The organism is Paenibacillus sp. DRB1-1, from assembly GCF_052119485.1.
Taxonomy (GTDB): Bacteria; Bacillota; Bacilli; order Paenibacillales; family Paenibacillaceae; genus Paenibacillus; species Paenibacillus polymyxa_B.
Map to the genome: position 1 here is coordinate 4,638,822 of NZ_JBODQH010000001.1, position 13,963 is coordinate 4,652,784.

Annotated in this window: 12 protein-coding genes and 1 tRNA gene; 10 read left to right on the forward strand and 3 right to left on the reverse strand. The window is 43.8% G+C overall.

Annotated elements, in window-relative coordinates; translation table 11 throughout:
- The 7 genes from carB to ACQW03_RS20880 all read left to right on the forward strand — a co-directional run bounded on the left by carB (position 1) and on the right by ACQW03_RS20880 (position 6,554).
- Positions 1–3,216 carry a carbamoyl-phosphate synthase large subunit gene (carB, locus tag ACQW03_RS20850; RefSeq protein WP_441951536.1) on the forward strand — a complete coding sequence of 1,072 codons (3,216 nt, stop codon included), beginning with the start codon at positions 1–3 and terminating at the stop codon, positions 3,214–3,216.
- 67 nt (positions 3,217–3,283) lie between these two features.
- Complete coding sequence (gene pyrF, locus ACQW03_RS20855) at positions 3,284–4,078, forward strand: orotidine-5'-phosphate decarboxylase (RefSeq protein ID WP_441951538.1); 795 nt, start codon at positions 3,284–3,286, stop codon at positions 4,076–4,078.
- A complete protein-coding gene (pyrE, locus tag ACQW03_RS20860; protein WP_071641730.1) occupies positions 4,075–4,716 on the forward strand; it encodes an orotate phosphoribosyltransferase in 642 nt (213 codons plus the stop codon). Before pyrF ends, pyrE begins: the two co-directional genes overlap by 4 nt.
- A 147-nt stretch (positions 4,717–4,863) precedes the next feature.
- Entirely contained in the window at positions 4,864–5,028 is a 165-nt protein-coding gene (locus ACQW03_RS20865; RefSeq protein WP_014282411.1) for a hypothetical protein, read from the forward strand.
- 124 nt (positions 5,029–5,152) lie between these two features.
- Positions 5,153–5,226, forward strand: a tRNA-Ile gene (locus tag ACQW03_RS20870).
- Positions 5,227–5,397: 171 nt separating this feature from the next.
- Positions 5,398–5,676, forward strand: coding sequence for a hypothetical protein (locus tag ACQW03_RS20875; protein ID WP_076293484.1), 279 nt, complete (start codon positions 5,398–5,400; stop codon positions 5,674–5,676).
- Between the two features lie 254 nt (positions 5,677–5,930).
- Complete coding sequence (locus tag ACQW03_RS20880) at positions 5,931–6,554, forward strand: LysE family translocator (RefSeq protein ID WP_071641726.1); 624 nt, start codon at positions 5,931–5,933, stop codon at positions 6,552–6,554.
- A gap of 88 nt (positions 6,555–6,642) precedes the next feature.
- Here the strand turns inward: ACQW03_RS20880 and ACQW03_RS20885 are convergent, their stop codons facing one another.
- Together ACQW03_RS20885 and ACQW03_RS20890 are read right to left on the reverse strand one after the other, a co-directional pair.
- Positions 6,643–6,975, reverse strand: a complete 333-nt coding sequence (locus tag ACQW03_RS20885; protein WP_013311060.1) for a hypothetical protein — start codon at positions 6,973–6,975, stop codon at positions 6,643–6,645.
- A gap of 290 nt (positions 6,976–7,265) precedes the next feature.
- Entirely contained in the window at positions 7,266–8,762 is a 1,497-nt protein-coding gene (locus tag ACQW03_RS20890) for a GDSL-type esterase/lipase family protein (RefSeq protein ID WP_441951542.1), read from the reverse strand.
- A 168-nt stretch (positions 8,763–8,930) separates the two neighbouring features.
- Here ACQW03_RS20890 and ACQW03_RS20895 point away from each other — a divergent pair, with 168 nt between their 5' ends.
- On the forward strand, positions 8,931–11,192 hold the full coding sequence (locus ACQW03_RS20895) for a helix-turn-helix domain-containing protein (RefSeq protein WP_441951544.1): 2,262 nt from the start codon (positions 8,931–8,933) through the stop codon (positions 11,190–11,192).
- Here ACQW03_RS20895 and ACQW03_RS20900 read toward each other — a convergent pair.
- Positions 11,189–12,088: a carbohydrate ABC transporter permease gene (locus ACQW03_RS20900; RefSeq protein ID WP_013311057.1), complete on the reverse strand. Its 900-nt coding sequence runs from the start codon at positions 12,086–12,088 to the stop codon at positions 11,189–11,191. The two genes, ACQW03_RS20895 and ACQW03_RS20900, sit on opposite strands and share 4 nt — an antisense overlap.
- A gap of 269 nt (positions 12,089–12,357) precedes the next feature.
- Here ACQW03_RS20900 and ACQW03_RS20905 point away from each other — a divergent pair, with 269 nt between their 5' ends.
- Positions 12,358–13,317, forward strand: coding sequence for an ABC transporter permease (locus ACQW03_RS20905; protein WP_023989418.1), 960 nt, complete (start codon positions 12,358–12,360; stop codon positions 13,315–13,317).
- A gap of 21 nt (positions 13,318–13,338) precedes the next feature.
- Positions 13,339–13,962, forward strand: a complete 624-nt coding sequence (locus tag ACQW03_RS20910; protein WP_071641716.1) for a YesL family protein — start codon at positions 13,339–13,341, stop codon at positions 13,960–13,962.
- Position 13,963: the final 1 nt, after the last annotated feature.

Genomic DNA, 13,963 nt, shown 5'->3' on the forward strand with positions numbered 1-13,963 from the left:
ATGCCGAAAAATACAGAACTTAAAAAAATACTTGTGATCGGTTCCGGTCCTATCGTCATTGGTCAGGCAGCAGAATTTGATTACGCTGGTACACAAGCTTGTCAAGCGCTCAAAGAAGAAGGCGTCGAGGTAGTACTGATCAACAGTAATCCGGCAACCATCATGACAGACACCAACATGGCAGACAAAGTATACATCGAGCCGATTACACTTGATTTTGTAACACAGATTATCCGTCAAGAGCGTCCAGATGGTCTGCTTCCTACGCTGGGAGGACAGACAGGTCTGAATATGGCAGTGGAACTGGCTCGCGCCGGAGTGCTGGAGCGTGAAAACGTCAAGCTGCTGGGAACTCAACTGAATTCGATAGAACAAGCCGAAGATCGTGATCTGTTCCGTGATTTGATGCGCGAGTTGGAACAGCCTGTACCGGAGAGTGTAATTGTAACAACCTTAGAAGAATCGTTAGAATTTGCTAATGAAATCGGTTATCCAATTATCGTTCGCCCGGCTTATACACTAGGGGGAACAGGCGGTGGTATCTGCTCTACAGAAGAAGAACTGCGTGAAACCGTCAGCTCTGGCTTGAGATACAGTCCAATCGGACAATGTTTGGTGGAAAAAAGTATCGCAGGTATGAAGGAAGTCGAGTATGAGGTCATGCGTGACGGCAATGATAACTGCATCGTTGTTTGTAATATGGAGAACTTTGATCCAGTCGGCGTGCATACTGGCGACAGTATCGTCGTAGCTCCGAGTCAGACGCTGTCAGATCGCGAGTACCAAATGTTGCGCTCCGCTTCTCTGAAAATTATCCGCGCCCTCAATATCGAAGGCGGCTGTAATGTACAGTTTGCGCTTGATCCGCACAGCTATCAATACTATGTAATTGAAGTAAACCCGCGGGTAAGCCGCTCCTCGGCGCTGGCTTCCAAGGCAACCGGATATCCGATTGCTAAAATGGCTGCCAAAATTGCACTGGGCTATACGTTGGATGAAATTGTGAATCCGGTAACGGGACAAACGTATGCTTGCTTTGAGCCAACACTGGATTATATCGTGAGCAAAATACCACGCTGGCCATTTGACAAATTCATTTCTGCCAACCGCAAGCTGGGCACGCAAATGAAAGCAACAGGTGAAGTCATGGCCATCGGACGCACATTCGAAGAGTCCATCCATAAAGCGGTACGGTCATTGGAAATCGGTGTAAACCGTCTGCATCTTAAGGGAGCCGAACAGCTGTCTGATGATGTGCTCAAGGATCGCCTGATTAAAGCAGATGATGAGCGTTTGTTCTTGGTAGCCGAGGCATTCCGTCGTGGCTGGCAGCAGCAGGAGATTCAAGATTTGACGAAAATTGACTGGTGGTTCCTCGATAAGGTAGAGGGGATCGTCAAGTTCGAAGCCATCATCGCTGGAGAGTCTGAGCTGACCTACGAAACACTCTATCAGGCCAAACGTAAAGGTTTTACCGACCGCTCTATCGCCGAGATTCGCAGTATGGGCCAAAACGACAGTATGACAATCGAGCGTGAGGTACGTGAATTCCGTCTAGCTCAAAACCTGCGTCCGGTCTACAAAATGGTAGATACGTGCGCAGCCGAGTTTGAAGCCACAACTCCGTACTACTACTCCTCTTACGAGGTGGAAAATGAAGTGATTCCATCTAACAAAGAGAAAGTTATCGTACTCGGCTCTGGACCGATTCGGATCGGGCAAGGGATTGAATTTGATTACTCCACCGTACATGCGGTATGGGCTATTCAAAAAGCGGGCTACGAAGCAGTGATTATCAATAACAACCCGGAGACGGTATCTACGGACTTTAACACATCCGACCGCCTCTACTTTGAACCGCTCTTCTTCGAAGATGTAATGAATGTCATCGAGCAGGAAAAACCGATTGGGGTTATCGTCCAGTTCGGTGGTCAAACGGCCATTAATCTTGCAGCTCCGCTGAGTGCGGCAGGAGTGAATATTTTGGGTACGAGTCTGGAAAGTATCGATGAAGCGGAAGACCGGAAAAAGTTCGAGCAACTTTTGTCTCGTCTGGCTATCGCACAGCCTAAAGGCAACACGGTCACATCGGTAGATGAAGCAGTAGGAACCGCACAGGCGCTAGGCTATCCAGTCCTGGTACGTCCATCCTACGTTCTGGGCGGGCGCGCTATGGAAATCGTGTACTCAGATACGGAATTGCTGCGATACATGGAAGAAGCAGTTAAAATCAATCCAGAGCATCCGGTGCTCATCGACCGTTATATGCTGGGTAAAGAAGTTGAGGTCGACGCTATCTGCGACGGCGAGACAGTACTGGTACCAGGCATAATGGAGCATGTAGAACGGGCCGGGGTTCACTCAGGTGACTCTATCGCGGTGTATCCACCACAGCACTTGTCTGCCGAGCTGAAACAAAAAATTGTGGAAATTACAATCAGCATCGCCAAAGAATTAAAAACGATCGGTTTGGTAAATATCCAGTTTGTCATTCATCAAGACCAGGTGTACGTGATCGAGGTTAACCCTCGTTCCTCGCGGACGGTTCCTTTCTTGAGTAAAGTAACAAATATCCCGATGGCGAATCTGGCCACACAGGCTATTTTGGGCGGTAAGCTTAAAGATGTAGGTTATTCAGAAGGTCTATGGCCTGAAAGTAATTATGTCTCGGTTAAGGTTCCGGTATTCTCCTTTGCCAAACTGCGCCGTGTAGAGCCGACGCTGGGTCCGGAAATGAAATCGACAGGTGAAGTCATGGGACGCGATATTCAGTATGCCAAAGCACTGTACAAAGGACTTGTGGGGGCTGGCATGAAAATTCCGTCCACTGGAGCAATCATCATTACAGTGGCAGATAAGGACAAAGAAGAAGCTGTCGAGTTGATGCAGGGCTTTTACAGACTAGGCTATAAAATTATTGCAACAGGTGGAACGGCGGCTGCTATGAAGCAGGCCAATATTCCAGTGAACACGATCAACAAGCTGAGCGAAGGTAACCCGAACATCCTGGATATGATCCGTACGGGTGAAGCCAACTTTGTCTTCAATACGCTGACCAAAGGCAAAACGCCAGAACGTGATGGATTCCGTATTCGCCGCGAAGCGGTTGAGAATGGCATTGTCTGCATGACCTCACTGGATACAGTACGCGCTTTGCTAAGAATGCTGGAAACGATCAATTTCACATCCGAATCCATGCCGGTCCTGAGCAACTAATGCGTTACGAATAGATGTGGGGAAATAAGTAGCACAGGGAAGGACATTCATCAGCTTCGGCTGACGGATGTCCTTTATCACGGGCAAATGTACCCGAATTGACGTGAAAAGGGGATGTAGAACGGTGAATGGAGCATTTCAGCAGATGGCAGGACGGCTGATGGTTGCATTAGATTATCCCAATGCACAACAGGCTGAGCAGTTAATTCGGCAGCTAGAGGGGATTCCCTGTTATATAAAAGTAGGTATGCAACTGTTTTATAATGCAGGGCCAGCTTTTGTAGAACAGCTAAAGTCCAGAGGATACTCCGTATTTTTGGATTTGAAAATGCATGATATCCCTAACACGGTGCGGGGAGGGGCAGAGAGCATTACCCGCCTAGGTGTGGATATGTTCAACGTACATGCTGCTGGGGGCGTTAATATGATGTCAGCCGCTAAAGCAGGTGCAGAAGCAGCTATTTCCGCAGACAGCTCGCTTTCCATGCCGCTCATTATTGCAGTCACACAACTGACCAGCACGGATCAGACGACCATGAATAAGGAGTTGGGTATTCCTGGCACGGTACAGGATGCAGTGGTTCGTTACGCACAACTGACCCGTGAGGCGGGACTGGATGGTGTGGTAGCATCCCCTTTGGAAGTGCCTGCTATTCGTGCTGTCTGTGGATCAGACTTTAAGACGATAACTCCTGGCATACGCCCGGCAGGTAGCGCTGCAGGCGATCAGTCGCGTGTGCTTACACCTGGGCAAGCCATTGCCCAAGGCAGCAGCTACATTGTCGTTGGACGTCCTATCACCGCAGCAACAGACCCACGCGCCGCAGCGGAACACATTATTAAGGAGATGATACAAGTATGACCACATTCAATAATATACCAGAACAAATTGCATCCCATCTGTTACGTATTCAGGCGGTGGCATTGCGCCCGCAGCAGCCTTTTACATGGACATCCGGCATTAAATCGCCAATCTACTGTGACAATCGCCTGACCATGTCCTACCCGGAGGTACGCGAGCTGATCGCAGACTCATTTGCTGCCCTCATTCGTGAGCAATATCCCGAAACGGAAGTCATTGCAGGGACAGCTACAGCGGGGATTCCTCATGCGGCCTGGGTGGCGCAAAAGCTAAATCTGCCAATGGCCTATGTGAGGGACAAAGCCAAAGGACATGGGAAAGAGAACCAAATTGAAGGCCGCATCAGCGCAGGACAAAAGGTTATGGTCATCGAGGATCTCATTTCTACAGGAGGCAGCTCCATTAAAGCAGCACAGGCCGTAGCACAAGCAGGCGCTCAGCCGTTAGCCGTACTAGCTATTTTCAGCTACCAGCTAGACAAAGCGACTCAAGCCTTTGAAGAAGCAGGTGTGGAGCTGCAAAGCCTGTCCAATTATACAGCCCTGATGAACGTTGCTTTGCGTGAAGGAACCATTCAGGAAGAAGAGATGGAACTGCTGCGTTCCTGGCGTCAGGACCCGGCTTCCTTTGGCAAATAAGATGAGCTATAGGGGCCAACAGAGCTAATGATTAGAGCGATTCGTACTCGTTGCTAACCATTGTAGATTGTTATGGCCCAGGCCGTGTAAATCGAATTCGATCCGGTTACACTAACTCCTACCATCATGTGAAAAGAGGGAGCTCGGATGTATTGGATTTACTATGGCAGACTGTACACGACTAAATTTCAGGCAGGATGTCTGGCAAAAAGGTTGGAGCACGACGGCTGGATGTATGGCTACAATGATCCCCGCGCAGTGGAGGTGTACCGCTCGCGCAAAGGTCGTTATGGTGTCCGATTTATTCCGTAAGTCCACGGAAATAATTTTTAAAAAGAAAATTTTTGAGAAACTATTGACTAAACACAAGAAAATGTTGTATATTAATTAACGTTGCTGTTATGAATATGTAACGCGAATATACATATTTTTTTGAGGGCCCTTAGCTCAGTTGGTTAGAGCGGTCGGCTCATAACCGATTGGTCGGGGGTTCGAGTCCCTCAGGGCCCATTTCCTCAAAAACCCTTGCGTAGCAAGGGTTTTTTGTTGTTTATATTTGCTTTCTTCATCGGATTTGTTTTAGAGAGGTACATCGTTTATCCTAGTAAAAGGAAAATCAAGGAGTGAGGTAATGAAAACATTGGTTGGTCTCTAGCTTCCCATAAGGAGGTTAGAGGCAATTTGAGTAGAAGTGTGAAAAAGTCACCTATTAAGAAAGATCAAGCAACACATTGGGTAAAGCGACAAGCAAGTAAGGCAGTACGGAGATATACCCAAGGAGTATCATCAGGAAGTTGGTACAAAAAAGTTTATTGTTCTTGGAATATTTGCGATTTTAAAATTCTTGAAACGTATCAGCAAGCGATGGATGATTGGGTAATCAATCATACTTTATGGAACAAGCAAATGAGTTATCAAGAGGCTGCTAAAAAGTGGGCTAAACATCATAAGTGGAAATAAAAAGATCACTGGTCATGGGAAGCACCAGTGATCTTTTTGCTTATCCTAGTGTTTAAATAGGGCTTGGTGAAAGTGTTGGATCATCTAGTAGCTATATTTAAAACTAATAATCTCAATCTTAACTTAAATCTCACTTTTATTATAATAATAAATTGTTCATTACATATCGCAAGAGGATGGCTACGGTGGTTGAAAAAAGAACAACAACACGTTAATATTATGTATCCGAAATTTCAATTAATGGAGGCACATTCATGAATGACTTACTAGCTTTTGTGGTATTACTTATTTTCATAGTCATGTCACCCGGGATTGATTTCGCATTAATCACAAAGCGAACACTCACCGATGGCAAAAAAGATGGTATCAAAATTGCACTAGGTATAACTACTGGTGTTCTTATTCATACGGCTGCTGCTGCATTGGGACTTTCCTTGCTCTTAATGAAATCAGCATTTGCATTTGAAATTGTTAAGTACATTGGGGCTATTTATTTGATTTATATGGGTCTATTATCTTTCATCAAACGGCGTAAACCCACAGAGAATTATGATCAGACAGTACCCTCGAAGAAGTCACCCTTTATGCAAGGGCTTATAACTAATACCTTAAATCCAAAAGTGGCTATATTCTTTCTAACGTTTTTACCGCAATTTATTATGCCGGACTACAATCCAAGTCTACAATTTTTACTTATGGGGTCCTTTTATGCAGCAGTTTCCATTGTATGGTTTGCCACAATCGTATTATTGTTGAGTTATGTAAGAAAATGGTTAATGTCTCCGAGAGTACAAAATATTATTGATAAAGCTACGGGTCTCGTTTTAATTGGATTCGGTTTAAATATGATCTTTAAAGTTCAAAGAACAGGACATTGATTATCTATGAGGATGGGGTAACATCAGCCCGTCCATAAAAATAGCACTGCCCGAATAAACGGACAGTGCTATTTATACTGCTTTTATCTTAGGACACCTTAACTGTGTATACCATTCTCAATTTACCGTTACCGCCGTAGATCTCAACTCTTGCATTCGTTGCAGTAGTGGTAGTTACCACCCCGGAAGCGGAGACGGTGACATTTCCGCTCGCCACTTTATAAGTATCCCCTGGGTAATTTGACAACGCATAGGAATAATTACGTGGCAACGTAGCCGTTCTGTAGTATACTCCGTTAACTTCTACGACAGGCGTAATTACCGGAGAAGGGCCTACAGATGCGGACGCGCTAGGGACGATAATACTCCCAATAAGCCCCAGAGACATAGCTGTTGATAATAATATTTTCTTAGTATTCATAAAAAAATCCTCCTTATGTATGATATGAGCTCCTAAAATATACCATGTAAAGTTATGGATTTCACTTTATTCGACAAATGTTGTCAAAATAATACAACAAAACAATTCTAAAGTCCTATAAAATACAAAAGAATTAAAATATAACAATTTAAGTATTTACTTTTTAACTTACCATACTTTTGAACCATTCTCCTAGTTGTATAGTCTTTGATCCACACGGAATAAAAAACGGACGTCAGAGTAATTAGCTCCAAGTCCGTTTTGTGTTTGTATCTATTTAGTTCTTGATATCAGTTGACAAGTTGGTGTGCAAGCCTCTCATCGCTGTCTAGATTCTTTTCTACGATACGCTGTTTTAATGCAGACAGTTCCGCACACTGACGAATTGCTTCCGCTATAAGCTGGGCGACCTGTTTGGCTCCTTCGTCAGAAAAATGGGTATTATCCGTTACACCAGCGGGGTAATTAGGATGCGCTTTTTCAGGCAAATGCATAAATAGCTGCTGTGACCCTTTTTCACCCATTGAACGATACAGCTGCTGAGAAGCTTCAAAAATATCGAGCAGGGGTGTCTTAGTTTCCGCGGCTACTTGTCTCATGGCAGCAGGATAGGCTCCTACAGCCAGCGGATCAGGTTCACCTTCTGTGGTGAATCGGCGGCGACTTACAGAGGTCAATAGCACTGGAATTGCACCATGCTCCCGAGCGGACTGAATGTATTGAATTAAGTTTTGACGATACTCTCCATCAGGATCGGTATAGCGAGTGGGGTCTTCTTTTTTCTCATCGTTGTGTCCAAATTGAATAAACAGATAATCTCCAGCTTGAATATCTTTTTCAATATCAGCTAACCGGCCTTCTGCTATAAAAGATTTGGTGCTTCGTCCATTGACAGCACGATTGTCCACATGAACAGACGGTGCCAAGTAGCTTTGCAAGTGTTCGCCCCAGCCTGTCATCGGTTTTTCGGTAGCCCCTTTTTGAGCTGCAGTGGAGTCCCCAGCGATAAACAGTCGAGTTGTCATCTGTTGCCTTGCCTGAGCATATCCATGTTTTTGAAGCCAAGTTTCCGTTAGATCAAGCCATTGATGGCATTCATGGTTGTCCTCTGACAGTCCCAAGCCGTGTCGCCCTTCCTCAAATACATGCAGTTCAAACGGAATACGTTCTCTGGATAATGAAAAAGCGAACAACAGACTATTTTCTACCGGTACAGCGCCATCATTGGCTGTAGTCCACATCAAAGTTGGAGGTGTCTGTGAAGTTACTTGCCGATCGGATGAAAAGGCTTGAAGCTGCTCCAGCGTCGGCTGTTCCCCTAAAAAATGTGTACGGCTTCCGATATGTGTATAAGGCTCATGAAATGAAATTACAGGGTATCCCAACAACAGAAGATCTGGCTTTACCGTCCCTATAGTGGAGACAATGGAGGCCAAGTGACCGCCTGCTGAAAAACCGATGAGTCCCACTTGATCAGGAATGACTAGCCAGTCATGCGGTGTTTGGCGAATCCATTGCAGAGCATGTTCTACATCCTCCAACAAGGAAGTAATCTCGAAATCGCCGACTTGATACTCCAGCACACCCGCATGAATACCTAGATCATTCAACCACCGGGCTATAGGTTCTCCTTCATGTGAGGCCAAATGCTCGTAGCCACCGCCAGGTAATACCAATATAAAAGGACGAGCTTCACGAACTGCTACGGGATAGAGGGAGAGAAAGGAAGTGTCTGACGGAAAATCTTCTTTTACAATCGGTTGTTTAGGACTAACAACATGTAACATAAGTAACTCCTCCAAATTTCTTTTTAACTGCCGCAAACCAAACAAAATCGACTTAAATTGGAATGATACGGATGTAAAAAATAATGCACACGTGAAAAAAATGATTTAAACCTTGTTATGAAAGCGCTATAATTTTGTTGTGATGCAAAGAGCCAGAGGGGGAGCGCAATGAAAAAAGGAAGAATGTTCTATACTATTTTTATTACGATTCTGGTTTTGGGAATAGGATTGGTGGCCAGTTTTGGCAGCTACATCTATTTTACAACAATTAGCTCCGTTGTGGAGAGAGTTTCCAATACCAAGCAAAGCTACATGGCACAGATCAGAAATAGTCTGGAGCAGAAAATTCAAACGATTGAATATGCTTTTAATACGTATAGCACGACCAGTTCCTTTAATGATGTTGTGAAAAATCCCATTACAGAAAAAGATTTTATAGCGTATCGGAATGTGAATACTCAGCTCAATTATATTGCTACGATGGGATTAGAGGGAACGGAATATTCGCTAATCAGTCTGGATCAGAATTGGAGAATCTCCAATGGAAGCCTGTCCTATTTGACGAAAACGGAACGAGAAAAGCTGATTAGTACCTATATCGACCACCAAGAGAAGGGACTATTCTGGGTTAAAACAGATAAAGGAATTCGTTTTGTTAATACCTTGCCTGTATTCTCTAAGAAGAAGCAAGCCATTGCTTTGTCGGATATTTCGCTGCAAACGTTAAATCATACGATTCAAACCGAGGATCATATGGCTGTTTTTATTTTGAATAAACAAGGCGATTTAATGTATGAAACCCAGCCTGCTGAACAATTATTGTCCACCCAACAGCTTCAGCACATTTCAGAAGCTGCAGTGAAGCCGAACAACACAGGTATGTTAACTTTGGAGAAAACGGATCAGCAGCCTGCACGACAAGTCATTTATGCCAAATCTGCCTATAATAATTGGACTTATTTAACGGTATTAGATAAGAAAGAAATTGCGGATGCCTTTCAAACGACCAAATTTGGGATCATCATGATGGGACTTGTATTAACGTTCTTAATGGTGGTAGTGGCGTACTTCATTGCCATTTACTTTACAAAGCCATTTCAGCAAATAAAACGCAGCTTGCCTAAAAATCCTAATTTCGCTTTCAAAAATGAACCTTCTAAAAATGAAATTGAATGGATTATTAGTTCCATCGACAACATTGTAACCGAGAAGGAAAGCTTGGAAAGTCTCATTCAGTCCGAAATGCCACAGTTGGAAACCCAATTGATTCTCAACCTGTTCCGCAAACGTATTTCTGCAGAGGAATTGGCACGAAAAATGCCACGCTTGGGTTATCCGCAGCTCGAGAATCAAATGTATATCACCTTGTTAGTCCAACTGGATAATCTGGGAGATCGAGAGCCCTCGGATAAAGATGTTTTGCTGCTGGCTATTAATAAAATCGTAGAAGAAACGATTCCAGAGCAGCAGCGAATGCTTCCCATCATTTTGAACGATAACACTCAGGCCACCATATTAATTTTGACAGGTAAGAGCGAACAGGAAATGAGAAAGCAAGTCCTAGATGATGCGACCCTTTTGGTTCGAAACGTAAAAGAGTATTTGAATGTATCCATCAGCATCGGCATTAGTACAGCGTATGATAACTTATTAGAAAGTAAAGAAGCCTGTGAGATGAGTAAGCAAGCTTTGCATCACCGTTTAAATTTAGGCAAAGAGTCGATTATTTTTTATGAAGATATTTCCATGGTCATTTCAGGTCCGGTGCTGCTTCATTATCCTACGGAATTGGAATCAAAACTGTTTGATGCCATCCGAATAGGGGACGAAGAGCAGGTATACCATACCGTGCACTCTTTATTGGAGGAAATGATGATAAAAAACAATCATTCCATGAACTTTGAAGTGCTGTTGGTACGGTTTGTGAATAACCTCATCCAATTGGAGCAGCTATTAGGGATTGAAGTGCTGCTGACGCAAGACAATCATGCCTTGTATCATCGTTTGCTGGACATCCGTAACCCGGAAGAGATAGAACGTATGCTGATAGAGCAAGTTATTTTCCCCATGGTAAAAAGCATGAAGGAGAAGACCAACCAGCAATTCCGCTGTCTCTCGGAGAAAATTGCTGCTATTATCCGTGCTGAATATGACCAGGAATTATCATTAGAACTCATTGGAGACCGACTTCATTACAATCCGAATTATTTAAGCAGTATTTTCAAAAAAGAATACGGAACGACGTTTAGTGAATATCTAATGGGCTACCGGTTACAAATGGGCAAGAAATGGCTCGTTGAGACCGATATGACGATTAAAGAAATCGCTGAGCGACTGCAATATCATAATTCGCAAAACTTTATCCGCTCTTTTCGGAAAAAGGAACAGGTTACACCGGGAGCTTACCGAAAGATGAAGCAAGCCAATTAGCCTTTAACCGCTCCTAATAAAGCTCCTTTGACAAAGTGTTTTTGCACAAATGGATACACGATTAACATCGGAACGGTCGCAATGACAATGACCGCCATCTTAATCGTCTGCGCAGGCGGGATGACATCCACAGCAGTTCCTTCTGCCTGCATACCACTGGAAACGATTACAATTTGACGTAGCAAGACTTGAATCGGCCATTTGGCAGAATCATTAATATAGAGAATGGCGTGCATATACGTATTCCAATAGGCAACAGCGTAGAATAGAGAGATGGTTGCAATAGAAGGCAGGGCTAACGGCAACATAATTTTGAAGAAGATACCAAAATCGTTGCACCCGTCCATCTTGGCTGATTCCTCCAAATCATCTGGCAGCGCCTGAAAGAAGTTACGCATGATAATCAGGTTAAACGCATTAATGGCCACGGGAAGAATCAAGGACCAATACGAATTGATAAGCCCCATGCTTTTTACAACCAGGAATGTCGGAATCATCCCCCCACTAAACAACATAGAGAACACTACAATGAAGTTAATCGTATTGCGGCCGAGTAGATATCTTCGGGATAATCCATAAGCCATAAAAGCAGTAAATATCATACTTACAACTGTACCGACGATCGTTACTCCGACCGAAACCCCGAGACCTCTAAAAATGGTGGGAGTCGACAGAATATAGCGGTAGGCATCCAAGGAAAAAGTAACTGGGAATAAAATAAACTTCTTGGCTATCACTTCTTCAGTTGAGGCAAAAGAGCTGGCGATGATATTCAAAAAAGGTAAGAGACAAGTGAGGGCAATGAGAATCAATAGTGTACTGTTTACAATGTTGAAAATACGGCTGCCCAGCGATTCTTTTTTTCGTAACTTTTGTTTTCGTAATGGTTGTGTCAATGTGGTTGACCTCCTCGTAATCGTTTACATGTCAACCTTATCAAGAGGAAAGAATTCCGTATATAATCAAATCTTGAGGTGTTCTCTAATCATGGAGAAAAGCGGATGATCATTAGGTTGTGTTGTAATCATTAGCTAAGGTGAAAAGGTTGAAAAGTAGGCTGTGTACCTGATTTTGTAAACGCTATCATTTGATGATTATATGCGGAATGCCGAAAATCGCGTACTCTTGAAAACGTATACAGGAACGTTTGAAGGAGGTCGAACTAATGAAAGTTTCAAGTGTCCCCGCACCAAACATGAAAATGAAAAAGAACAAAAGAACGACGGAAAGCCTTTTACGAATGCAGAAACACAAGTTGCTCTATCTAATGGTTTTACCCGGACTGGTGTACTTCATTATTTTTAAGTACTTTCCTATGGGAGGATTGGTGATTGCGTTTCAGGATTATCAAGCTTTTCAGGGAATCACAGGCAGCCCATGGGTAGGAATGAAGCATTTTATTCGTTTGTTTACCGAGCCTACGTTTTTTATGCTGCTTCGAAATACGCTGGTTTTGTTTGCGCTGAACATTGTAATCTTTTTTCCATTGCCCATCATTTTGGCACTCATGCTAAACGAGGTTAGGAAGATGTTTTTTAAAAACATTATTCAAACCATCATCTACATTCCGCACTTTATGTCATGGGTTATCATTGTTTCGATTTCCTATGTATTCCTAACCGTAGACGGTGGGGTGCTGAATGAAATGATTGCCGCGCTGGGCGGTGAGAAGATCAGCTTTTTAACTTCTCCGCAATGGCTGCGAACGGTCTACATCGGGCAAGTGATTTGGAAGGAACTCGGCTGGTCTACTATCATTTATCTATCTGCGATTACAGTGGTAGATACGCAATTGTATGAGGCAGCAGAGATGGACGGTGCTGGACGCCTGAGAAAGACATGGCACGTTACCTTGCCTGCGATTCGCCCGGTCATTATTACATTGTTAATTTTGAAAATCGGTAGCACGTTGGATTTGGGCTTTGAGCATATGTACCTGTTATTGAACTCATTAAACCGCGAGGTTGCCGAAATCTTTGACACCTACATTTATACTGCGGGCTTAAAGAATGGACAATTAAGTTTCAGTACGACGGTAGGACTTTTTAAAGGTGTAGTAGGTTTAATCCTGATTATGGGCTCCAATCGACTGGCCAAGAAATTTGGTGAAGACGGCGTTTACTAATGACGACGGGAAGGATGCAAAATGGTACGGTTTGTAGAAAACATGAACAAATGGTGCATGCGCCTGCTGCGCCTGGTCTACCTTAACTTGCTTTGGACGGTTGCGACGATTCTGGGCTTGGGTTTTATAGGCGTTGGGCCTGCAACCGTTGCTATGCTTAGTATTTTAAGGCAGTGGATTCGGGGCAATGAGGAAGTCGCCATTTTCTCGACGTTTGTACGTTACTTTAGAGAAAGCTTTAAAGAAGCAGCAATCATTGGCGGGCTTTACAGCCTTGTGGGTTACGTGCTCTACGTGGATATAGTCAACGTCTCGTCCTGGTATGTTCGTGTGGTGACGCTTATTGGAGCCTTTTTGTATCTCATCTCTTTGGCCTACATTTTCCCGCTGCTGGCTCACTATGATTGGAAAGGTATCGGACTGAAGGTCAAAATGTCGATAGTGATTGGATTTTCGTATTTACAATATACGCTTGTTCTTTTTGTAGCCATTGTCGTGCTTTTTGCATTGATTCTAGGCTTGTACCCAGGAATTCTAACTTTTGCCGGAGCAAGTATTATTGGTTATCTCGTGATGTGGATGACGCATCAGGTGTTCAGCAAAATAGAGCGAGAGGTTCTGGTGAAAGAGGAAGATATGGCATAAA

Coding starts and splice junctions, on each gene's coding strand:
- carB (WP_441951536.1), top strand. CDS start 1: ATGCCGAAAAATACAGAACTTAAAAAAATACTTGTGATCGGTTCCGGT.
- ACQW03_RS20885 (WP_013311060.1), bottom strand. CDS start 6,975: ATGAATACTAAGAAAATATTATTATCAACAGCTATGTCTCTGGGGCTT.
- ACQW03_RS20910 (WP_071641716.1), top strand. CDS start 13,339: ATGGTACGGTTTGTAGAAAACATGAACAAATGGTGCATGCGCCTGCTG.
- ACQW03_RS20890 (WP_441951542.1), bottom strand. CDS start 8,762: ATGTTACATGTTGTTAGTCCTAAACAACCGATTGTAAAAGAAGATTTT.
- ACQW03_RS20895 (WP_441951544.1), top strand. CDS start 8,931: ATGAAAAAAGGAAGAATGTTCTATACTATTTTTATTACGATTCTGGTT.
- pyrE (WP_071641730.1), top strand. CDS start 4,075: ATGACCACATTCAATAATATACCAGAACAAATTGCATCCCATCTGTTA.
- pyrF (WP_441951538.1), top strand. CDS start 3,284: ATGTCCTTTATCACGGGCAAATGTACCCGAATTGACGTGAAAAGGGGA.
- ACQW03_RS20880 (WP_071641726.1), top strand. CDS start 5,931: ATGAATGACTTACTAGCTTTTGTGGTATTACTTATTTTCATAGTCATG.
- ACQW03_RS20905 (WP_023989418.1), top strand. CDS start 12,358: ATGAAAGTTTCAAGTGTCCCCGCACCAAACATGAAAATGAAAAAGAAC.
- ACQW03_RS20865 (WP_014282411.1), top strand. CDS start 4,864: ATGTATTGGATTTACTATGGCAGACTGTACACGACTAAATTTCAGGCA.